Origin of the sequence: Pseudomonas sp. DE0010 (genome assembly GCF_007680745.1) — a bacterium.
Lineage (GTDB): Bacteria > Pseudomonadota > Gammaproteobacteria > Pseudomonadales > Pseudomonadaceae > Aquipseudomonas > Aquipseudomonas parafulva_B.
In genome coordinates, this window is the sequence record NZ_VEJQ01000011.1 from 14,681 (window position 1) to 35,064 (window position 20,384).

19 protein-coding genes are annotated in these 20,384 nt (G+C 63.3%); 16 read left to right on the forward strand and 3 right to left on the reverse strand.

Features of this window, described 5'->3' with window-relative positions:
- The first annotated feature begins 4 nt into the window (after positions 1-4).
- The 13 genes from FS767_RS10370 to FS767_RS10430 all read left to right on the forward strand — a co-directional run bounded on the left by FS767_RS10370 (position 5) and on the right by FS767_RS10430 (position 13,727).
- A complete protein-coding gene (locus tag FS767_RS10370; protein WP_144965225.1) occupies positions 5-511 on the forward strand; it encodes a chemotaxis protein CheW in 507 nt (168 codons plus the stop codon).
- Positions 508-1,773: a protein-glutamate O-methyltransferase CheR gene (locus tag FS767_RS10375; RefSeq protein WP_144965227.1), complete on the forward strand. Its 1,266-nt coding sequence runs from the start codon at positions 508-510 to the stop codon at positions 1,771-1,773. The genes FS767_RS10370 and FS767_RS10375 overlap by 4 nt, the downstream gene beginning before the upstream one ends.
- Positions 1,770-2,438, forward strand: coding sequence for a chemotaxis protein CheW (locus FS767_RS10380; protein WP_144965229.1), 669 nt, complete (start codon positions 1,770-1,772; stop codon positions 2,436-2,438). Before FS767_RS10375 ends, FS767_RS10380 begins: the two co-directional genes overlap by 4 nt.
- Positions 2,435-4,738 (forward strand): hybrid sensor histidine kinase/response regulator, encoded by a 2,304-nt coding sequence (locus FS767_RS10385; protein ID WP_144965231.1) that lies wholly within the window; start codon positions 2,435-2,437, stop codon positions 4,736-4,738. Before FS767_RS10380 ends, FS767_RS10385 begins: the two co-directional genes overlap by 4 nt.
- Positions 4,735-5,748, forward strand: coding sequence for a chemotaxis response regulator protein-glutamate methylesterase (locus FS767_RS10390; RefSeq protein WP_058639553.1), 1,014 nt, complete (start codon positions 4,735-4,737; stop codon positions 5,746-5,748). Before FS767_RS10385 ends, FS767_RS10390 begins: the two co-directional genes overlap by 4 nt.
- A gap of 51 nt (positions 5,749-5,799) precedes the next feature.
- Positions 5,800-6,804, forward strand: coding sequence for a PleD family two-component system response regulator (locus FS767_RS10395; RefSeq protein ID WP_144965233.1), 1,005 nt, complete (start codon positions 5,800-5,802; stop codon positions 6,802-6,804).
- A 141-nt stretch (positions 6,805-6,945) separates the two neighbouring features.
- A protein-coding gene (prfB, locus tag FS767_RS10400) for a peptide chain release factor 2 (protein ID WP_100852119.1) occupies positions 6,946-8,041 on the forward strand; the annotation gives its coding sequence in 2 pieces (ribosomal slippage) (positions 6,946-7,017 and positions 7,019-8,041; 1,095 coding nt in all).
- A 92-nt stretch (positions 8,042-8,133) separates the two neighbouring features.
- The gene (gene lysS / locus FS767_RS10405; RefSeq protein ID WP_144965235.1) at positions 8,134-9,636 is read left to right on the forward strand and encodes a lysine--tRNA ligase; all 1,503 of its coding nucleotides are present in this window, start codon (positions 8,134-8,136) and stop codon (positions 9,634-9,636) included.
- 189 nt (positions 9,637-9,825) lie between these two features.
- Positions 9,826-10,530 carry a TetR/AcrR family transcriptional regulator gene (locus FS767_RS10410; protein ID WP_144965369.1) on the forward strand — a complete coding sequence of 235 codons (705 nt, stop codon included), beginning with the start codon at positions 9,826-9,828 and terminating at the stop codon, positions 10,528-10,530.
- A gap of 28 nt (positions 10,531-10,558) precedes the next feature.
- Positions 10,559-11,107: a hypothetical protein gene (locus FS767_RS10415; RefSeq protein ID WP_144965237.1), complete on the forward strand. Its 549-nt coding sequence runs from the start codon at positions 10,559-10,561 to the stop codon at positions 11,105-11,107.
- A 124-nt stretch (positions 11,108-11,231) separates the two neighbouring features.
- Entirely contained in the window at positions 11,232-12,509 is a 1,278-nt protein-coding gene (locus FS767_RS10420) for a flavohemoglobin expression-modulating QEGLA motif protein (RefSeq protein ID WP_144965239.1), read from the forward strand.
- On the forward strand, positions 12,481-13,404 hold the full coding sequence (locus FS767_RS10425; RefSeq protein ID WP_144965241.1) for an alpha/beta hydrolase: 924 nt from the start codon (positions 12,481-12,483) through the stop codon (positions 13,402-13,404). The genes FS767_RS10420 and FS767_RS10425 overlap by 29 nt, the downstream gene beginning before the upstream one ends.
- Positions 13,401-13,727, forward strand: coding sequence for a hypothetical protein (locus tag FS767_RS10430; RefSeq protein WP_058639547.1), 327 nt, complete (start codon positions 13,401-13,403; stop codon positions 13,725-13,727). The genes FS767_RS10425 and FS767_RS10430 overlap by 4 nt, the downstream gene beginning before the upstream one ends.
- A gap of 87 nt (positions 13,728-13,814) precedes the next feature.
- Here FS767_RS10430 and FS767_RS10435 read toward each other — a convergent pair whose 3' ends face one another.
- The 3 genes from FS767_RS10435 to FS767_RS10445 form a co-directional block, all read right to left on the reverse strand.
- A complete protein-coding gene (locus FS767_RS10435; protein ID WP_027913844.1) occupies positions 13,815-14,597 on the reverse strand; it encodes an OmpA family protein in 783 nt (260 codons plus the stop codon).
- A gap of 50 nt (positions 14,598-14,647) precedes the next feature.
- Positions 14,648-15,061: a DUF4398 domain-containing protein gene (locus tag FS767_RS10440; RefSeq protein ID WP_023534068.1), complete on the reverse strand. Its 414-nt coding sequence runs from the start codon at positions 15,059-15,061 to the stop codon at positions 14,648-14,650.
- Between the two features lie 279 nt (positions 15,062-15,340).
- Positions 15,341-15,682: a pilin assembly protein gene (locus tag FS767_RS10445; protein WP_144965244.1), complete on the reverse strand. Its 342-nt coding sequence runs from the start codon at positions 15,680-15,682 to the stop codon at positions 15,341-15,343.
- A 197-nt stretch (positions 15,683-15,879) separates the two neighbouring features.
- On the opposite strand from FS767_RS10445, the gene ppc reads away from it, so the two are divergent.
- From ppc to tsaB, 3 genes are all read left to right on the forward strand, one after another.
- Positions 15,880-18,507: a phosphoenolpyruvate carboxylase gene (gene ppc / locus FS767_RS10450; protein ID WP_144965246.1), complete on the forward strand. Its 2,628-nt coding sequence runs from the start codon at positions 15,880-15,882 to the stop codon at positions 18,505-18,507.
- Between the two features lie 256 nt (positions 18,508-18,763).
- The gene (gene adk / locus FS767_RS10455; protein ID WP_144965248.1) at positions 18,764-19,414 is read left to right on the forward strand and encodes an adenylate kinase; all 651 of its coding nucleotides are present in this window, start codon (positions 18,764-18,766) and stop codon (positions 19,412-19,414) included.
- Between the two features lie 166 nt (positions 19,415-19,580).
- Positions 19,581-20,255 (forward strand): tRNA (adenosine(37)-N6)-threonylcarbamoyltransferase complex dimerization subunit type 1 TsaB, encoded by a 675-nt coding sequence (tsaB, locus tag FS767_RS10460; protein ID WP_144965250.1) that lies wholly within the window; start codon positions 19,581-19,583, stop codon positions 20,253-20,255.
- The last annotated feature ends 129 nt before the right edge of the window (positions 20,256-20,384 follow it).

The following is a 20,384-nucleotide window of genomic DNA, read 5'->3' on the forward strand; positions in this document are numbered from 1 at the left end:
GACGATGATCGACATGCAACCGCGCGCCGTGCCGGCAGGCCACGACAACGGCGCGCTGTACCTGCAGTTTCACCTGGGTGACCAGCGTTTTGCCCTGTCCGCGCAGGAGGTAATCAAGGTGCTGCCCCGTCATCCTCTCAAGCCAGTGCTGCAAGCGCCGCATTGGGTGGCGGGCATTCTTGCCCACCGTGGCCAGTTGGTGCCGGTGGTGGACTTGGCTGCCTTGTGCATAGGGCGGCCGGCGCTGCAACGTACCAGTACCCGCCTGGTGCTGGTGCGCTATCGCAGCGCACTGCAACTGGGCCTGATTCTGGAGCACGCCACCGAAACCCTGCGCTGCCGTGCTGATGAATTCAAACCCTATGGCGTGGACAATGACCCCGCACCTTACCTGGGGCCGGTCCGCCAGGATGCCCAGGGGCTGGTGCAGCGCATCGAGGTCGACCAGGTGCTGCCCGAGGCCGTGCACCGTGTGCTATACCCTGACGCACAGGGCGGGACCTGCGCATGAACGAGCGGCATTTCTTTCATTTTCTGCGTGAGCGCATAGGTTTGGACGTCGAGTCGGTGGGCGCATCGATGGTCGAGCGTGCCCTGCGTCAGCGCAGCGCGGCGCTGGGTACCAGCGGTCTGGACGACTACTGGCTGCGCCTGCAGCAATCGCCGGCCGAGCAGCAGGCGCTGATCGAAGCGGTCATCGTGCCGGAGACATGGTTCTTCCGCTACCGCGAGTCCTTCACTGCCCTGGCAAGCCTTGCGCACAAACGCCTGGCCGAATTGGCCGCCGCTCGCCCTCTGCGCTTGCTCAGCCTGCCTTGTTCGACAGGGGAGGAGCCCTATTCGCTGGCGATGGCGCTGCTCGATGCCGGCATCGCCCCGGCATCCTTCCTGATCGACGGTATGGACATCAGCCCTGCCTCTGTGGCCAAGGCCAGCCAGGGTCTTTACGGGCGCAACGCGTTTCGTGGCGACGACCTGGGTTTTCGCGAACGGTACTTCGATGCCATCGACGAGGGCCATCGTGTGCATGACCGTGTGCGCCAGCAAGTGACCCTGCACGTCGGCAATGTCCTTGATCCGGCATTGGCCAGCCGGGAGGGCCTCTACGACTTCGTGTTTTGCCGCAACCTGCTGATCTATTTCGATGTGCCCACCCAGCAACGGGTGTTCGAAACCCTCAAGCGCCTGCTTCACCCCCAAGGCGTGCTGTTCATCGGGCCCGCCGAAGGCAGCCTGCTGGCTCGCCTTGGTATGCGTCCGGTGGGCATTGCCCAGTCTTTTGCCTATGTGCGCCAAGACGATATGGCTCAGCAACGACCGGCGCCGGCCGTGCCGATTCAACGCGACCCCATCAAGCCGTTGACCGGCTACCGGCCGACCAATGTCCCCTTGCCACGCATGCGCGGGTCTCTTGGGCCTGTGGCTGACCGGCAGGCCGTCGAAGCTACCGGGCTCGGTGCCCGCGAATTGCTGGCAAGCATTGCCGAGCATGCCAATGCCGGCAATAGCCAGCAGGCGCGTGATACCTGCCAGCGCTACCTGCGCCAGTACCCACCGTCGGCCCAGGTGTACTATTGGTTGGGTCTGCTCAGCGACACCGAAGGTGATTTGCAACAAGCACAGGTTCACTACCGCAAGGCGCTGTACCTTGAGCCGCAGCACCCCGAAGCGCTCGTTCACCTGGCCGCGCTGTTGCAGGCCCAGGGTGACCAGGCCGGGGCCCAGCGTCTGCAAAGCCGTGCCATGCGTGCGGGTCGGGAGGCCGACCGATGAACGATGAGGCTGTGACCGACCTGCTCGCCGAAACCGATGTACGCATCGATGACTGCTGGAATCGCATCGGCGTGCATGGCAACAAGCAATGCCCGCTGCTTGAGCGTCATGTCCATTGTCGCAACTGCGAGGTGTACGCCGCCGCGGCCACCCGTCTGCTGGACCGCTATGCACTGGTGCAGGACACCGACGCACAGCCGGACCTGGAAGCGGTCGAGCAGGCCTGTACAGGACGCTCGATGCTGTTGTTCCGCCTGGGGGAGGAGTGGCTGGCGTTGCCTACGGCATGCCTGGCCGAAATCGCGCCCTTGCAGGCCGTGCATTCGCTACCCCATCAGCGCTCGCGCGTGCTGTTGGGCGTTGCCAACGTGCGGGGTGCCCTGGTGCCGTGCCTGTCGCTGCAGGAGCTGCTGGGTACCCCTGGCGGCGTGACTGAACAGCGCAACAATAGGGGCTTGCCACGCATGCTGATCCTGGCAGCCGAGGGTGGCCCGGTGGTCATGGCCGTCGAGGAAATCGACGGTATTCACAGGCTTGATCGGCCCACGGACCTTGCTCACGACGCCATGCGCTTCACGGCAGCGGTGCTGCAATGGCGCGGGCGCAGCGTGCGTGTGCTGGATGAGCAACAGCTGTTGTCTGCCGTACAGCGGAGCCTGTCATGACCCCTGAGCAAATGCGCGACGCCTCGTTGCTCGAACTGTTCAGCCTTGAAGCCGAGGCCCAGACGCAGGTACTCAGCGCCGGACTTCTGGCCCTGGAGCGCAACCCTACCCAGGCCGACCAGCTGGAAGCCTGCATGCGCGCAGCCCATTCCCTCAAAGGGGCTGCACGCATCGTTGGCGTGGATGCCGGTGTCAGCGTTGCGCACGTGATGGAGGACTGCCTGGTGGCGGCCCAGGAAGGCCGCCTGCGCCTGAGTGCTGAGCATATCGACGCGCTGCTGCAGGGCACCGACCTGTTGATGCGCATTGCAACGCCCAGCGACACGGCCGCCCAGGACGATGTGCCTGGCTTCCTGGTGCTGATGGCCGCCGTATTGGAGCCCGGCAGGCCGGGCGCTGCACCTGCCGCCCCCGCGCAGGCCCGTCCACCGATGGCGCCACCGCCGGTTGCGAGCCAGACACCGACTGCGCCACCTGCACCGGCGTCTGAGCCGACGGCCGATGTTGAGCCCGCCCCACGTCGCAAGGCCGGCAAGCGCACGGTCGAAGGGGGCGAGCGGGTGCTGCGAGTGACCGCCGACAGGCTCAACAGTCTGCTCGACCTGTCCAGCAAATCCCTGGTGGAAACCCAGCGTCTCAAGCCTTACCTGGCCACCTTGCAGCGCCTCAAGCGCATGCATGGCCAGGGCATGCAGGCGCTCGATGGCTTGCGCCTGCAACTCGAAGACAGCGGCCAGGGTAACCAGGTACTCGAAGCCTTGGCCCAGACCCAACGCTTGTTGGCCGAGACCCAGCAGATCCTGCGTCAGCAAGCGGCCGATCTGGACGAATTCGGCTGGCAGGCCAGCCAGCGCGCGCAACTGCTCTACGACACCGCCCTGGCCTGCCGCATGCGCCCGTTTGCCGATGTGCTGGCCGGGCAGAGCCGCATGGTGCGCGACCTGGGGCGCGCCCTGGGCAAACCGGTGCGCCTGGTCATCGAAGGCGAGAAAACCCAGGTCGATCGTGACGTGCTGGAAAAGCTCGAGGCTCCGCTGACCCACTTGCTGCGTAACGCGGTCGATCATGGCATCGAACTGCCAGACAGGCGGCTGTTGGCGGGCAAGCCCGAAGAAGGGCTGATCCGCCTGCGCGTCTCGCACCATGCCGGGATGCTGAGCCTTGAGCTGATGGACGACGGTGCCGGTGTGGACCTGGATCGCCTGCGTGCCAGCATCGTCGAGCGTGCCCTGTCTCCAGCCGAAACCGTCGCGCGCATGAGTGACGATGAATTGCTCACGTTCCTCTTCCTGCCAGGCTTCAGCCTGCGGGACACGGTGACCGAAGTGTCCGGGCGGGGTGTAGGGCTTGACGCCGTGCAGCACATGATTCGCGAATTGCGCGGGGCGATCGAACTGACCCAGACGCCCGGGCTGGGGTGCCGCTTCCACCTGCAGGTACCGCAGACCTTGTCGGTCGTGCGCAGCCTGGTCGTGGAAGTCGGCGGGGAAGCCTATGCCTTCCCCCTGGCGCATATCGAACACACTCTGGCGGTGGACGCCAACGACATTGTGCAGATTGAAGGGCGGCAGCACTTCTGGCATGACGGCCAGCACATCGGCCTTGTAGCGGCCAGCCAGTTGCTGCACCGGCCGGCCGGGCAAACCGATCAGGACAGCCTGCGGGTTGTGGTCATTCGCGAGCGCGAGCGCTTGTATGGCGTGGCCGTCGAGCGCCTGATCGGCGAACGGGTGCTGGTGGTGATGCCGCTCGACCCGCGTCTTGGCAAAGTGCAGGACATTTCTTCAGGGGCGCTGCTGGACGACGGTTCGGTGGTGCTGATCGTCGATGTGGAGGACATTCTGCGCTCGGTCGACAAACTGCTCAGCACCGGCACGCTCGAGCGCGTCGAGCGCGGCGGTGCCGGCGCCTCTGGTCTGGCGCGCAAACGCGTACTGGTCGTCGACGACTCGCTGACTGTGCGCGAGCTACAGCGCAAGCTGCTGGGCAATCGCGGCTACGACGTCGCGGTGGCGGTCGATGGCATGGATGGCTGGAATGCCCTACGCGGCGACGATTTCGACTTGCTGATCACCGACATCGACATGCCGCGCATGGACGGCATCGAACTGGTTACCCTGGTGCGCCGTGACCAGCGCCTGCAATCGCTGCCTGTCATGGTGGTTTCCTACAAGGACCGGGAGGAAGACCGACGGCGTGGCCTGGATGCCGGGGCCGACTATTATCTGGCTAAAGCCAGTTTCCACGACGATGCGTTGCTCGATGCTGTAGTCGAACTGATCGGAGGTGCTCACGGATGAAGATCGCCATCGTCAATGACATGCCCTTGGCAGTGGAGGCCTTGCGCCGCGCCGTCGCGCTGGAACCTGCCCATGAAGTGGTGTGGGTAGCCAGCAACGGTGCCGAAGCCGTGCAACGCTGCCAGGAACGGCAGCCGGACCTGATCCTGATGGACTTGATCATGCCGGTGATGGATGGCGTGGAAGCGACTCGCCGGATCATGGCCGATACCCCGTGCGCCATCGTCATCGTCACGGTCGATCGCAAGCAGAATGTGCACCGGGTATTCGAAGCCATGGGGCATGGCGCACTGGATGTGGTCGATACACCGACGCTGGGCGCTGGCGACGCCCGTGAAGCCGCCGCGCCACTGCTGCGCAAGATTCTCAACATCAGCTGGCTGATTGGCCAGCAGCGCCCGCCGACGCCCAGGCCGGTTGCCGCACCGCTGCGTGAAGCAAGCCAGCGACGAGGGCTGGTGGCCATCGGTTCATCAGCAGGTGGCCCGGCGGCCCTGGAGGTACTGCTCAAAGGGGTGCCAGCAGGGTTTCCGGCCGCGATCGTGCTGGTTCAGCATGTGGATCAGGTCTTTGCCGCCGGCATGGCCGAATGGCTCAGCAGTGCAGCCGGGCTGCCAGTGCGCCTGGCACGCGAAGGGGAGCCACCGCAACCTGGCCAGGTGCTGTTGGCCGGAACCAACCACCATCTGCGTCTGCTACAGAACGGGCAACTGGCCTACACTGCCGAACCGGTCAATGAAATCTACCGCCCCTCAATCGACGTCTTCTTCGAAAGCGTGGTGCGCTACTGGTCAGGCGAGGCAGTGGGGGTGCTACTCACCGGCATGGGGCGTGACGGAGCACAGGGGCTCAAGATGATGCGCCAACGGGGTTTTCTGACCATTGCCCAGGACCAGGCCAGCAGTGCTGTCTATGGCATGCCCAAGGCTGCTGCGGCGATCGATGCCGCAGTGGAAATCCGCCCGCTTGAAGGCATAGCCGGGCGTCTGACGGAAGTTTTTGCACAATGACGAAGTGTAACGAATCATGCCGCCTGGCCGGCCGTGTTCAGGTGACCAGCCATGAATGAGCTCCCCATCGAAGGGTTCGCCGCCGCCGATGAAAACTCGGCGATGGTGCTGCTGGTAGACGATCAGGCCATGATCGGCGAAGCCGTGCGGCGGGGCCTGGCCCATGAAGACAACATCGATTTTCATTTTTGCGCCGACCCGCACCAGGCGGTGCAGCAGGCCATGCGCATCAAGCCCACGGTAATTCTGCAGGACCTGATCATGCCGGGGCTCGATGGCCTGACGCTGGTGCGTGAGTACCGCAGCAACCCGGCCACCCAGGACATCCCGATCATCGTGCTGTCGACCAAGGAAGACCCGCTGGTCAAGCGCGCCGCGTTCGCGGCCGGGGCCAACGATTACCTGGTCAAACTGCCCGATACCATCGAGCTGGTGGCGCGCATTCGCTATCACTCGCGCTCCTACCTCACCTTGCTGCAGCGCGACGAGGCTTACCGCGCCCTGCGGGTCAGCCAGCAGCAGTTGCTCGATTCGAACCTGATGCTGCAACGGCTGATGAACTCCGATGGCTTGACGGGGCTGTCCAATCGACGCCATTTCGATGAGTACCTGGAGCTTGAGTGGCGACGGGCGATGCGCGAGCAGCAACAGTTGTCGTTGTTGATGATCGACGTCGATTATTTCAAGGCCTACAACGACACCTTTGGCCACCTGGCCGGAGACGAAGCGCTGCGGCGCGTGGCAGAGGCCATCCGTGGCTCGTGCTCGCGGCCCAGCGACCTTCCGGCCCGCTATGGCGGCGAGGAGTTTGCCCTGGTGTTGCCCAACACCTCCCCAGGTGGCGCCAGGCTGGTCGCCGAAAAACTGCGCCAGAGCGTGCTGGGCCTGGCGATCGAGCACATGGCACCGTCTGCCGGGTCGCACCTGACCGTCAGCGTGGGCCTGGCCACGCAGGTTCCGCCCATCGGCAGCCACTGCCGGCAATTGATCTCGGCGGCGGACAAGGGGCTGTACCAGGCCAAGAACGGTGGCCGTAACCAGGTGGGTGTCGCCTAGCAAGCCGGGGAGGGGGGCACCTTTCTCGGCTGGCTGCACCCGGCGTCTGGTCGTCGACGACTGTCAGGCGGGTCTGCCGCCGCGCGGCCGACTCGGTTATACTCGCAGGCTTTTCACCGAATTCGCACGAGTAGCCTGCCCATGGAAATCCAACCGATCCTGAACACCATCAAGGACCTCTCCGACCGCTCCCAGTCCATTCGGGGGTATCTTTGACTACGATCTCAAGCATGACCGCCTGATCGAAGTCAATCGCGAGCTGGAAGACCCCAACGTCTGGAACAAGCCTGAGTACGCCCAGGCCCTGGGCCGTGAGCGGTCCATGCTGGCGCAGGTCGTCGAGACCCTGGACAAACTGTCCAACGGGTTGGCTGACTGCAAGGACCTGCTGGACATGGCCGTCGAGGAGGGCGACGAAGGCGCTGTCGGCGACGTCGTGACCGAACTGCAAGGGCTGGAAGAACACCTGGCCCAGCTCGAGTTCCGTCGCATGTTCAGCGGCGAGATGGACATGAACAACGCCTACCTCGACATCCAGGCCGGCTCCGGCGGTACCGAGGCGCAGGACTGGGCCAACATCCTGTTGCGCATGTACCTGCGCTGGGCCGACAAGCGTGGCTTCGACGCCACCATCATCGAACTATCCGAGGGCGAAGTGGCTGGCATCAAGGGCGCCACCGTGCATATCAAGGGCGAGTACGCCTTCGGTTGGCTGCGCACCGAGATCGGCGTGCACCGCCTGGTGCGCAAGAGCCCGTTCGACTCTGGTGCCCGCCGCCACACCTCGTTCTCGGCCGTGTTCGTCTCGCCCGAAATCGACGACAAGGTCGAAATCGAGATCAACCCATCGGACCTGCGCATCGATACCTACCGCTCCTCGGGCGCCGGTGGCCAGCACGTCAACACCACCGACTCGGCAGTGCGTATCACCCACGTACCGACCAACACCGTGGTGGCGTGCCAGAACGAACGCTCCCAGCATGCCAACAAGGACACCGCCATGAAAATGCTGCGGGCCAAGTTGTACGAGCTGGAAATGCAGAAACGCAATGCGGCCTCGCAGGCGCTGGAAGACAGCAAGTCAGACATTGGCTGGGGCCACCAGATCCGCTCCTACGTGCTGGACGACTCGCGCATCAAGGACCTGCGTACCGGCGTGGAACGCAGCGATTGCCAGAAAGTGCTGGACGGTGACCTTGACCAGTACCTGGAAGCGAGCCTCAAGCAGGGGCTGTAAGCCACACCCTATCGCCGCGCCACCGGCCCCTTGCCGGTAGCGCGCGCCCTGCCCGCCAAGGGCAACGAATACCTGATGGAAACAAAGACGACATGAGCGACCTGAAGACCGAATCGCAAGACCTGCAACAGGAAGAGAACGCCCTGATCGCCCTGCGCAAGGAAAAGCTTGCCGCAGAACGCGCCAAGGGCAATGCCTTCCCCAACGACTTCCGTCGCGACAGCTACTGCAACGACCTGCAGAAACAGTACGCGGACAAGACCAAGGAAGAGCTGGAAGCAGCCGCGATCCCGGTCAAGGTAGCGGGCCGTATCATGCTCAACCGTGGCTCGTTCATGGTCATCCAGGACATGACCGGCCGTATCCAGGTCTATGTCAACCGCAAGACCCTGCCCGAAGAAACCCTGGCTGCGGTCAAGACCTGGGACCTGGGCGACATCATCAGCGCCGAGGGCACCCTGGCCCGCTCGGGCAAGGGTGACCTGTACGTCGAGATGACCCAGGTGCGCCTGCTGACCAAGTCGCTGCGCCCGCTGCCCGACAAGCACCACGGCCTGACCGACACCGAGCAGCGCTACCGCCAGCGCTACGTCGACCTGATGGTCAACGAAGAAACACGCCACACCTTCCGCGTGCGCTCGCAGGTCATCTCGCACATTCGCAAGTTCCTCATCGAACGCGACTTCCTCGAAGTCGAGACGCCGATGTTGCAGATCATTCCGGGCGGTGCAGCGGCCAAGCCGTTCGAAACCCACCACAATGCCCTGGACATGGCCATGTTCCTGCGTATCGCGCCTGAGCTGTACCTCAAGCGTCTGGTCGTCGGTGGCTTTGAGAAGGTCTTCGAAATCAACCGCAATTTCCGCAACGAGGGGGTTTCGACGCGCCACAACCCTGAGTTCACCATGCTCGAGTTCTACCAGGCCTACGCCGACTACCGCGACAACATGGACCTCACCGAGGAACTGTTCCGCGAGCTGGCGCAGCTGGTGCTGGGCTCTACCGATGTGCCGTACGGCGACAAGGTCTTCCACTTCGGCGAGCCGTTCGTGCGCCTGTCGGTGTTCGACTCGATCCTCAAGTACAACCCCGAGCTGACCGCTGCCGACCTGCAGGATGTCGACCGCGCCCGCGACATCGCCCGCAAGGCAGGGGCCAAGGTGCTGGGCCATGAAGGCCTGGGCAAGCTGCAGGTGATGATTTTCGAAGAGCTGGTCGAGCACAAGCTGGAGCAGCCGCACTTCATTACCGAGTACCCGTTCGAGGTTTCGCCGCTGGCCCGTCGCAACGACGAGAACCCTGCGGTGACCGACCGTTTCGAACTGTTCATCGGCGGGCGCGAAATTGCCAACGCCTACTCCGAGCTCAACGATGCCGAAGACCAGGCCGAGCGTTTCCTGGCCCAGGTGGCCGAGAAGGATGCCGGTGACGACGAGGCCATGCACTACGACGCCGATTTCGTGCGCGCGCTGGAATATGGCATGCCGCCAACGGCGGGCGAGGGCATCGGCATCGACCGCCTGGTGATGCTGCTGACCAACTCGCCATCGATCCGCGATGTGATCCTGTTCCCGCACATGCGTCCGCAGGCCTGAGTGAAGTCGAAAAAGCCGCCTTTTCAGGCGGCTTTTTCTTGCCCGAAGCTTTATGTTGTCATCACCGGCCCGCTCGCGATTCAATCCCTTGCCGAGTGAATCTAAGATTCCAATGCCTGGGGCCAGATCGGACGCGAACGGGCATGCTCCGACCAGACACCGTACATGAGGTACTCCATGACAACCGCCATGGCTCAACAAGGGGCTGCCGGCATCGCCACCGCCGTTGCCGAAAGCGTGCGTTACCAGGGTCGCAAGACGGCCCGGCAAGGCAGCGAACAGCGCCGCCAACTGATTCTGGACGCCGCCATGCGCATCGTGGTGCGCGATGGCGTTCGGGGCGTGCGACACCGCGCTGTCGCCGCAGAGGCAGGGGTACCGCTGTCGGCCACCACCTACTACTTCAAGGATATCGAGGACCTGCTCACCGACACGTTCGCCCAGTACGTCGAGCGCAGCGCCGCCTACATGGCCAAGCTCTGGCTCAACACCGAGGCGGTGTTGCGCCAACTGCTGGCTCAAGGCGACGGTAGCCCCCAGGCACGGGCAAAACTGGCCGATGAAGTGGCGCGCATGATGGCCGATTACGTGCAGCGCCAACTGCTCACCCGCCGCGATTTCATGATGGCCGAGCAGGCGTTTCGCCAGGAAGCGCTGTTGTGCCCACGCCTGGCCGAGCTGGTGTGTGCCCACGAGCAGATTCTGCTGCACGGTACGCGCCAGCTGCTGCAAGTCGTTGGCTCGCGGCAGCCGGAACAGGATGCACAGATGTTGACGGCGATTATCGAGCAGATGGAATATCAGGGCCTGCTCAAGCACGCCGAGGCGCAGGCCGATGGGCCGATGCTGGCGATGCTTACCCGATACCTGCAGTTGGTGCTGGCGTCGGCTTGAGCCCGACCTTTTCGAGGAAGAAAACCTGATGAAAGCCTGGCGTGTGGTGCTGTTGACGCTGTCATTCCTGATGCTGGGCGGTTGTCTGGTGACGTTTTCCGAACCGCTGCCAGGCAAGGCCTCGGCACCCAAGGGGCTTGTGGGCAGCTGGACCACAAAGGACGCCTGGGGCGAGCCGCTGAAGCTGGTCATCACGCGTGCCGACGCAGGGGCCTACAAGGCGGTGGCTACACCCAAGGGCAAATCTGCTCAAACCTATGTGTTCAACGTGGCCCAGCAGGGTAATCGCTGGTACCTGTCGGCGCGGGTGCCGGGAGAATTGGGGGGCAACTACGTGATCGGTGGTTTCGATATCGTCGATGGCAAGGAGCTGGTGGTCTATAACCTCGATGTGCAGCAAGTGCAGCAGGCCTTGGGCAGCAAGGAATTGAGCGGGCACAGCACCGAAGTGGCGCAGGACAACGGCGAGGGTGTGCTGGTCGACAGCCCGCCAGAGCGAGTCCTGGCCTACCTCAACGACCCCGCGAATTCGGACCTGTTCGTGGAGGCAGTGCGTTTCAAACGCGCTGGCAAGTGACAGGGCAGGTCTGGGGTGATTCGCGGGTGCGTCAACGGCGCGCGCCCACCCAGGCTGCTCGACACCTGAGTGGCCCGACACGAGCGGGACATGGCTTGGCCTGACGGCCGATAAGGATTTCTTTGTGGACGAGTACCAGCAAACCATTCGCGCCCTGTCCGACCGTATCGTGGCCGCGCAAACGCCGATTCGCGTGCTCGATGCAGTCAAGTGGGACGATGGCATCCGCCGCGGCTTCTTCGAGGCCAAGGGCAAGGTGCCGCCTGCCGTGGACCGCGCCTATTACCAGGCGCGCTCACTTGGGTTCGACTCCAGCGCAGTGAAAGCGGAGTTCCAGGCCATCGAGCGTGACATCATCCGCCAGCTTGGCCAGTTCAGCCCCGTGGGGCAGATCATGAAACGCATGTGCCGCGAGTACCGCATGGTAGTGCGCATGCTCGAGGCCAGGGGCACGGAAGATTTCGGTCTGATTTCCCAGGAGCTGTACGGCGCTGCCTCCGACGTTTTCCATGCCGGTGACCCGACCCTGGCCGACCTTGGCCTGATGCTGTCGGACTACCTGAACAACATCGATGGGCGCGGCGACCTCAAGGACGAGCCGAAGAACCTGACGGCCAAGCAAGCGGTGGATATTCTCCAGTGCCGGTTGAACAAGGTGTTCGGCGAAGCCGAAGGGACCATCCGCGTGTTCGAGTCCGACGGCATCGTGGCCGATGCCGCCGCCGGTGCCGACTACATCAAGGTGCGTGCCGATGCCATGTTCAACGCGCGTGATGTACGGGCCTTGGAAGTCCACGAGGGGCTGGTGCATGTGGGCACCACACTCAACGGCCTGAACCAGCCCATCTGTACGTTCCTGGCCAAGGGCCCGCCTTCTTCGACGGTGACCCAGGAAGGCCTGGCCATCCTGATGGAAGTCATCGCTTTCGCCTCCTACCCCAGCCGCCTGCGCAAACTGACCAACCGGACCCGCGCCATACACATGGTCGAGGACGGTGCGGACTTCATGCAGGTGTACCAGTTCTTCCAGGAACAGGGCTTCGACATGGGGCAAAGCTACAGCAATGCCAGCCGGGTATTCCGTGGGTCGGTGCCCAATGGCTTGCCATTTACCAAGGACTTGTCCTACCTCAAGGGCTTCATCATGGTTTACAACTACATTCAGTTGGCCGTGAAGAAGGGCAAGCTGGAGCAGATACCACTGCTGTTCTGCGGCAAGACCACCCTCGAAGACATGCGCACCCTGCGCCAGCTCGTCGAGGAGGGCCTAGTGGAGCCGCCCAAGTACCTGCCTGAGCAATTCCGCGACCTGAACGCCTTGTCGGCCTGGATGTGCTTTTCCAACTTCCTCAACCACCTGAGCCTGGACCGTATTGAAACCGACTACGCGAACATCCTTTAACGGGCTGCGCCTGCTGACGGCAGGCATGCTGCTGGTGCTGCTGGGCGGGTGCAGCGGCTTGCTGTTCTACCCTGAGCGAGGCCAGGCGTTCACGCCTGAGCGGGCCAGGCTCGCCTACAGCGATATCACCCTGGTTGCCGCCGACGGTGTGCGCCTGCACGCCTGGTGGCTACCGGTTAAGCAAGGTGTGGCGGTCAAGGGCACGGTGCTGCACCTGCACGGCAATGGGGGCAATCTGCCCGGTCACCTGGGCGGCAGCTACTGGTTGCCGGAGCAGGGTTACCAGGTGCTGATGATCGACTACCGAGGCTACGGACTGTCCGAGGGCAAGCCGCGGCTACCTGAGGTCTATCAGGATATCGCCGCCGCCATGGCTTGGCTCGATCAGTCCCCGCAGGTCAAGGGCAAGCCTCTGGTGTTGCTGGGGCAGAGTTTGGGCGGTGCCATGGCCATCCACTACCTGGCGGCCCATCCCGAGCAGCGCGAACGCTTCAGCGCTCTGGTGTTCGACGGCGTTCCTGCCAGCTACCGGGCGGTGGGCCAGTACGCCTTGAGTACCTCGTGGATGACCTGGCCACTTCAGGTGCCCTTGTCCTGGCTGGTGCCCGATGCCGATAGCGCCATTGAGTCCGTCGGGCAGCTGACCAGCCCGCCCAAGCTCTTTTTCCACAGCATCGATGATGACCTGGTGCCCATGAACAATGTCATCCGCCTGTATCAGCAGGCGCCGCCGCCTCGAGTGCTGCAGTTGACCCGAGGTGGGCACGTGCAGACGTTCGCCGACCCCACATGGCGCGAAGTGATGCTGCGTTTTCTGGATGACCCCAGCCATTTCACCGGCCTGCGGCGGCTTGCCGAAGTGCCCAATGCCTATGACGAGAAGAACCCGCAATGAGCGAAGAACGCAACGCCATACCGCTGATCCTGACAGGAGTCGGCAGCATCATCGTGACGGTGGGGGCCTTGTGGTACTACGGTTACCTGCACTTCGCCAAGCCTGAGGATGCCTTGTTGCTGCAAGACTTCACCATGCTCAAAACGGTACCGGGCGAAGACTACAAGGTGTCATTGGAGCCGGCAGCGCAGGTGGCCCAGTGCGCCGAGGGTGTGCTGGTCCTGTTCGACACCCAGCAAAAAGGCCTCAGTGGCGTGCTGGTCGACAGTCGTAAGCGCGCCGTGCGCTGTGTGGGCGCAGATACGCCGCAGCAGGTGCGATAGGTCTTCGTGGCTAACCGGTAGCACCAAAAAAGAACCCCGCGCTGGAGGGACGCTCCAGCGCGGGGTTCTTCGTCCTGCCGTGCGGCGTTACTTCATCGAAGAACGCGGTGCAACAGGCTGGTTGTCGTTGGAGATGGTGACTTCCACGCGACGGTTTTGGGCGCGGCCCGAGTTGCTGGAGTTATCCGCTACCGGATACTCCTTGCCGTAACCTTGGGCAACGATGCGAGCTGGGTCTACGCCTGCGCGGACCAGTGCCATGCGCACGCTGCCGGCGCGACGCTCGGACAGGGACTGGTTGTAGCTGGCCGAGCCGACGCTGTCGGTGTAACCCTCGACGATCACCTTGCGCTCAGGGTTTTCCTGAAGGAACTGAGCCAGCTTGGTGATGTTCGGGTAGGCATTGCTCTTGAGCTCAGCCTTGTTGAAGTCGAACAGCACGTCGCCGAAGGTCACCAGGGTGCCGCGTTCGGTCTGCTTGGCGTTCAGGCTCTGCTGCAGCTTGGCGATCTGGGCGTCACGGGCGTCCAGCTTGGCCTGCGCGCGCAGCGCGGCGGCGTTTTTCAGGTCGCCTTCGGCGGTGCGTAGGGCGATGGTCTGCTTGGCCACTTCAACGCGCTGGTTGGTCAGGTAGGCCAGTTGGTCGACCTTCTGCTCGTCTTCACGGTCCATGTAGGCCTTGTCGGCCTTGTTCAGCCAGTCCTGGGCGTCCTTGGTTTCAAGGGCAGCCACTTTGCTGGCCTGCGGATCGCTCTGCAGGGAGGAGAAGTTGGTGCGAGCCGCTTCCAGGTTGGCGTTCGGGTCGTGCGAGCAGGCAGCGAGACCGACGCTCAGGGCCAGGAGGGCGGGAATCATGACGTGTTTGCGCATAGTGTTCATCCTTTGATCGAGTGCGAAGGCTAAGGGAGACAGGGCAGGGCTCACTGAGCGCTGCGCAGGCCTTCCTCACGTACGTCCTGGGCGCCTTGACGGGCGTCCTGCACGGCCTTCTGGGCCTTGGCCGCCTGGGCCTTACGTTCGGCGAGACGCGCGTCCCATTCGGCCTGTTCGGCCAGACGCTTGGCTTCGTCGTACTTCTTGTCATGCATGGCGATTTCGGCCTGCTTGAACTTGTCCTGAGCGGCTTTCATTTCGACAGCAGCGTACTCGGTGCCGCCTGCGCTGACGGCAGAGTTCACGGCGGACTGGGTCACAGCGTACTGTTCGGTGGGCGGGTTGCCTGCACAGCCAGCCAGGACCAGGCTACTGCCCAGGGCCAGCGCGGCCAGCTTGAACCCGCGCACGTAAGTGGATGAAGGTTTGACAGTGCGGGTTTTCATGGTGGTCAGCTCCATTGGATCACTCCTGATAATGACGATGTCCGTAGCAGTCCATCGCTCATTCCCCGGACCGTTGTCATGCGCTTGAGCTCAATGGCGCACAAGTACCGGTGTGCAGGGTTTTAGCGTGATGGCTATTGGCTCCGACTGGAAGAATTTTCGAATAGTTCAGTAAAAAGTCCAGATTACGGGTAACTCTTTCTGACTAATCGGTCAGCTGCAATCCAGCGGAACTTTTCCCTGCCCAAGCGGTTTTGGTCCTGATCAGCAATCGAAATCGTGGCCGAGCGACGATCAATTCTCATCGTTCTCAGGCTCATTCAGGGCATGCAGATGCTGACGTGCAAGGGCGAGAAAACGAGGTGTGGGCCCTACGTCTTCGTACATAGGATCGCCTTCCTCATCGGTGGCGATGACCTGATGCCCCTGCACGTAGGGGAAGCTTGCCTCCAGCTCCTCCAGCGCCGCTCCGACCAATTCGCCAAGCAGCGCTTCGGCGGTACGCTTGGGGTACATGTCGATGAGCGCCGCAAGGCGCGCTTCGGACTCCAGATCAAGGTGCAACACATGTTCGGTACGGCTGAGGGTGCCGGCCGCGTTCTGTTCCCAGTGCTGGGCGAGTTCACGAATTTTCATGATGACCTCTGTTGGCGCCTGCTAGGGCATGCAAGGCATGAGAGTGGTGACCATCAACATTAGTTTGCTTTGGGTGTGCATGGCTTGCCATCGCCGCCTTGCTCTTGGCACTCTGGCACAAGGTCGCGGCCTTACAGGCGGCGCGATGAGCCTAACAAGGCATGCCAGGCGCTCGAGCTGCGCCACGGAGAGGGCCAATGACCGATATCGATGTGCGTCTGCGTGAAGATGTCCATGTGCTGGGAGAGCTGCTAGGCGAGACTGTTCGTCACCAGTATGGCGATGAGTTTTTGCAGAAGATCGAGGACATTCGCCACAGTGCGAAAGCTGATCGACGCAGCGCAGGCGAAGAACTCAGCTCGACCCTGGGTGACCTGGATGATGATGAGCTGTTGCCGGTGGCCAGGGCGTTCACCCAGTTCCTCAACCTGGCCAACATGGCCGAGCAATACCAGTTGATACGACGCCGCGATGCCGATCAGCCCGAGCCTTTCGAGGCGCGCGTGCTGCCTGAGCTGCTGGCCCGCCTCAAGCAGGCCGGCCATGACGATCAGGCCCTGGCGCAGCAGTTGGGTGACTTGGATATCCAGCTGGTGCTCACCGCGCACCCTACCGAAGTCTCGCGACGTACCCTGATCCAGAAGTACGACGCCATCGCCGCCCAGCTGGCCGCCCAGGATCATCGCGACCTGACGCCTGCTGAAACCGCGCAAATCCGCGAGCGCTTGCGGCGTCTTATTGCCGAGGCCTGGCATACCGAAGAGATCCGCCGTACGCGCCCAACGCCCGTGGATGAGGCCAAGTGGGGCTTCGCCGTGATCGAGCACTCGTTGTGGCAGGCCATCCCCAACCACCTGCGCAAAGTCGATCACGCCTTGCACGAGGCGACCGGCCAGCGTCTGCCACTGACGGCAGCCCCCATTCGCTTTGCTTCGTGGATGGGCGGCGACCGGGACGGCAACCCCAATGTCACCGCCAAGGTCACCCGAGAAGTCCTGCTGCTGGCGCGCTGGATGGCAGCGGACCTGTTCCTGCGCGACATCGATGCACTGGCGGCAGAACTTTCCATGCAACAGGCCAGTGCTGCCTTGCGCGAGCACGTGGGCGACAGTCCGGAGCCTTACCGTGCGCTGCTCAAGCAACTGCGCGACCGCTTGCGGGCAACACGCAGTTGGGCGCATTCGGCACTGTCTGCCAGCGTACCGCCTGGGCCTGACGTGCTGGTGGACAATCGCGAGCTGGTTGCACCGTTGCAGTTGTGTCACCAGTCGCTGCATGACTGCGGCATGGGCATCATTGCCGATGGCCCGCTGCTGGACTGCCTGCGCCGGGCCGTGACCTTCGGCCTGTTCCTGGTCCGGCTGGACGTGCGCCAGGATGCCGCGCGCCACCGTGATGCGTTGAGCGAAATCACCGAGTACCTGGGCATGGGCCGGTATGCCGACTGGGATGAGGAACAGCGTATCGGCTTCCTGCAACAGGAGCTGGCCAACCGCAGGCCACTGCTGCCAGCCCACTTCGAGCCTCAGGACGAGACGGCCGAGGTTCTGGCCACCTGCCGGGAAATCGCCGCTGCGCCAGGCGCCTCGCTGGGCTCGTATGTGATTTCAATGGCAGGTGCCGCGTCGGACGTGCTGGCGGTGCAATTGCTGCTCAAGGAAACCGGTCTGGCCCGCCCGATGCGGGTGGTGCCGCTGTTCGAAACCCTGGCCGACCTGGATAACGCGGGCCCTGTGATGCAGCGGCTGTTGGCGCTGCCCAGTTATCGCGCCGGGCTGCACGGCCCTCAGGAGGTCATGATCGGCTACTCCGACTCGGCCAAGGATGCGGGCACCACGGCCGCTGCCTGGGCCCAATACCGCGCGCAGGAAAGCCTGGTGCGCATTTGCGCCGAGCACCAGGTCGAGTTGTTGCTGTTCCACGGCCGGGGCGGTACGGTGGGGCGCGGCGGCGGCCCGGCTCACGCCGCCATTTTGTCGCAACCTCCGGGTTCGGTCGCGGGGCGATTGCGCACCACCGAACAAGGGGAGATGATCCGCTTCAAGTTTGGCTTGCCCGGCATAGCCGAGCAGAACCTCAACCTCTACCTGGCCGCCGTGCTCGAAGCCACGCTGCTGCCACCGCCGCCCCCGCAGCCAGCGTGGCGCGACCTTATGGACCAGATGGCTGCCGATGGGGTCAGGGCCTACCGCGACGTGGTGCGTGAGCACCCGGATTTCGTCGAGTACTTCCGCCAGTCGACCCCCGAGCAGGAGTTGGGGCGCCTGCCGTTGGGCAGTCGCCCGGCTAAGCGACGTGCCGGCGGTATCGAGAGCCTGCGCGCCATCCCCTGGATCTTCGGCTGGACCCAGACCCGACTGATGCTGCCAGCCTGGCTGGGTTGGGAAACGGCACTGAACAATGCGCTGGCCGCCGGGCAGGGCCCGTTGCTTGCGCAGATGCGCGAGCAGTGGCCGTTTTTCCGCACGCGCATCGACATGCTGGAGATGGTCCTGGCCAAAGCCGATGCACAAATTGCAGAGGCCTACGACCAACGTCTGGTGCAACCGCACCTGCTGCCTTTAGGTGCGCAGCTGCGCGACCTATTGTCGCAGTCGTGCCAGGTGGTGCTGAACCTGACCGGGCAGCAGGTGCTACTGGCGCATAGCCCTGAAACGCTGGAATTCATTCGCCTGCGCAACACGTACCTGGACCCGCTGCATCGGCTACAGGCAGAACTGCTGGCCCGTTCGCGTAACCGCCAGGCCGCTCTGGACAGCCCGCTGGAGCAGGCATTGCTGGTGACCATCGCCGGTATTGCCGCAGGGCTGCGCAACACCGGTTGAGGGGAGGGGGCAGGGCTGCTCCAGAACGGCGCAGGGGGGCACCGAACAGCTACGGTACGGGGGTTGCGCTGGGCGCAACCACTTGCCCGCTCGACCTGAAGTGGTGCATTCATGCAACTTTGGGACGCTTGTCGGGCTGGCAGGCGCTGTGTATCTTGAGCAGCCTTCTGACCGATTCATGGTCATACCGAATTTCCGGACTTGGCCCTGGTTGCCGAATCCATTGAATTGCATACAAAAATTTGAGGAGCACAAGATGCGCGTAATTCTGCTGGGAGCTCCCGGGGCCGGTAAAGGTACTCAGGCAAAGTTCATCACCGAAAAGTTCGGTATTCCACAGATCTCCACCGGTGACATGCTGCGAGCTGCGGTCAAGGCCGGTACGCCCCTGGGCCTTGAGCTGAAAAAAGTCATGGATGCCGGCCAGCTGGTCTCCGACGAGTTGATCATCAGCTTGGTCAAAGAGCGCATCGCCCAGCCTGATTGCGCCAACGGTTGCCTGTTCGACGGGTTCCCGCGCACCATCCCGCAGGCAGAGGCCATGGTCGCTGCAGGCGTGGATATCGATGCCGTGGTCGAGATCGCCGTGGACGACGAAGAAATCGTTGGCCGCATGGCAGGCCGCCGTGTGCACCTGGCCTCGGGCCGTACCTACCATATCCAGTACAACCCGCCGAAGGTCGAAGGCAAGGACGATGTCACCGGCGAAGACCTGATCCAGCGCGATGACGACAAGGAAGAAACCGTTCGCCATCGCCTGTCGGTCTACCACAGCCAGACCAAGCCACTGGTGGACTTCTACCAGAAGCTGTCGGCTGCCAACGGTGGCAAGCCCAAGTACAGCCACATCGAAGGTGTGGGCTCGGTGGAGGCGATCACTGCCAAGGTGCTGGCCGCGCTGAGCTGATCGGCACGTTGTCATTGAACGACGGCCCGCTTGCGGGCCGTCGTCGTTTTTGGCCTCGTGCGATGCTGTGGTATCCCTGGCGGCCCACACGGCGGGCCTTTGGGACACGAAGGCGCCGCTGCTCTATACTCCCGCTTTTTTCCACTCACACCTGGATACCTGTTCGATGACCACCTTGTTGGCCCTGGATACCGCTACCGAAGCTTGTTCCGTTGCACTGCTGCATAACGGCGAGGTAACCAGCCACTACGAGGTGATCCTGCGCATGCATGCCCAGAAGTTGCTGCCGATGATCAAGCAGCTGCTGGCCGAATCCGGCGTCGCCCTGGGCACGGTCGATGCCATTGCGTTCGGCCGTGGCCCGGGTGCGTTCACTGGCGTGCGCATTGCCATCGGCGTGGTACAAGGGTTGGCTTTCGCCCTGGAGCGGCCCGTATTGCCGGTGTCCAACCTCGCCGCGCTGGCCCAGGGCGCATTGCGTCAACAGGGGGCCCAGCAAGTGGCCGCCGCCATCGACGCGCGTATGGACGAGGTGTACTGGGGCTGCTATCAGGCCGTAGCGGGGGAAATGCGCCTGCAAGGCGATGAAGCGGTACTGCCACCTGAACGCGTGGCGTTGCCAGCCGGGGCACAAGGACCGTGGTTTGGGGCAGGCACGGGCTGGGGCTATGCCGAGCGCCTGGCGGTCACTGTTGGCGCAAGCGACCCCTCTGCCTTGCCCAGCGCCCTTGATGTACTAAGCCTGGCCCGCTTTGCCTGGGACCGGGGTGAAGCCATCGCAGCCGAGCAGGCCCAGCCGATCTACCTGCGTGACAACGTGGCCACGCCCAAAAAACAGTGAGGTTGTTCGTCGGGCGCTCTCGATAGTGCTACAACCTTTTGCACAAAGTGTGGTCAAGTTCTCAATAGAGCGTTAGCAGCGGGCCATCAATGCTGCTAGATTGCCATCATTGGTTCCGGATGCCCCTGC

Coding starts and splice junctions, on each gene's coding strand:
- FS767_RS10370 (WP_144965225.1), top strand. CDS start 5: ATGATCGACATGCAACCGCGCGCCGTGCCGGCAGGCCACGACAACGGC.
- FS767_RS10375 (WP_144965227.1), top strand. CDS start 508: ATGAACGAGCGGCATTTCTTTCATTTTCTGCGTGAGCGCATAGGTTTG.
- FS767_RS10380 (WP_144965229.1), top strand. CDS start 1,770: ATGAACGATGAGGCTGTGACCGACCTGCTCGCCGAAACCGATGTACGC.
- FS767_RS10385 (WP_144965231.1), top strand. CDS start 2,435: ATGACCCCTGAGCAAATGCGCGACGCCTCGTTGCTCGAACTGTTCAGC.
- FS767_RS10390 (WP_058639553.1), top strand. CDS start 4,735: ATGAAGATCGCCATCGTCAATGACATGCCCTTGGCAGTGGAGGCCTTG.
- FS767_RS10395 (WP_144965233.1), top strand. CDS start 5,800: ATGAATGAGCTCCCCATCGAAGGGTTCGCCGCCGCCGATGAAAACTCG.
- lysS (WP_144965235.1), top strand. CDS start 8,134: ATGAGCGACCTGAAGACCGAATCGCAAGACCTGCAACAGGAAGAGAAC.
- FS767_RS10410 (WP_144965369.1), top strand. CDS start 9,826: ATGGCTCAACAAGGGGCTGCCGGCATCGCCACCGCCGTTGCCGAAAGC.
- FS767_RS10415 (WP_144965237.1), top strand. CDS start 10,559: ATGAAAGCCTGGCGTGTGGTGCTGTTGACGCTGTCATTCCTGATGCTG.
- FS767_RS10430 (WP_058639547.1), top strand. CDS start 13,401: ATGAGCGAAGAACGCAACGCCATACCGCTGATCCTGACAGGAGTCGGC.
- FS767_RS10435 (WP_027913844.1), bottom strand. CDS start 14,597: ATGCGCAAACACGTCATGATTCCCGCCCTCCTGGCCCTGAGCGTCGGT.
- FS767_RS10440 (WP_023534068.1), bottom strand. CDS start 15,061: ATGGAGCTGACCACCATGAAAACCCGCACTGTCAAACCTTCATCCACT.
- FS767_RS10445 (WP_144965244.1), bottom strand. CDS start 15,682: ATGAAAATTCGTGAACTCGCCCAGCACTGGGAACAGAACGCGGCCGGC.
- ppc (WP_144965246.1), top strand. CDS start 15,880: ATGACCGATATCGATGTGCGTCTGCGTGAAGATGTCCATGTGCTGGGA.
- adk (WP_144965248.1), top strand. CDS start 18,764: ATGCGCGTAATTCTGCTGGGAGCTCCCGGGGCCGGTAAAGGTACTCAG.
- tsaB (WP_144965250.1), top strand. CDS start 19,581: ATGACCACCTTGTTGGCCCTGGATACCGCTACCGAAGCTTGTTCCGTT.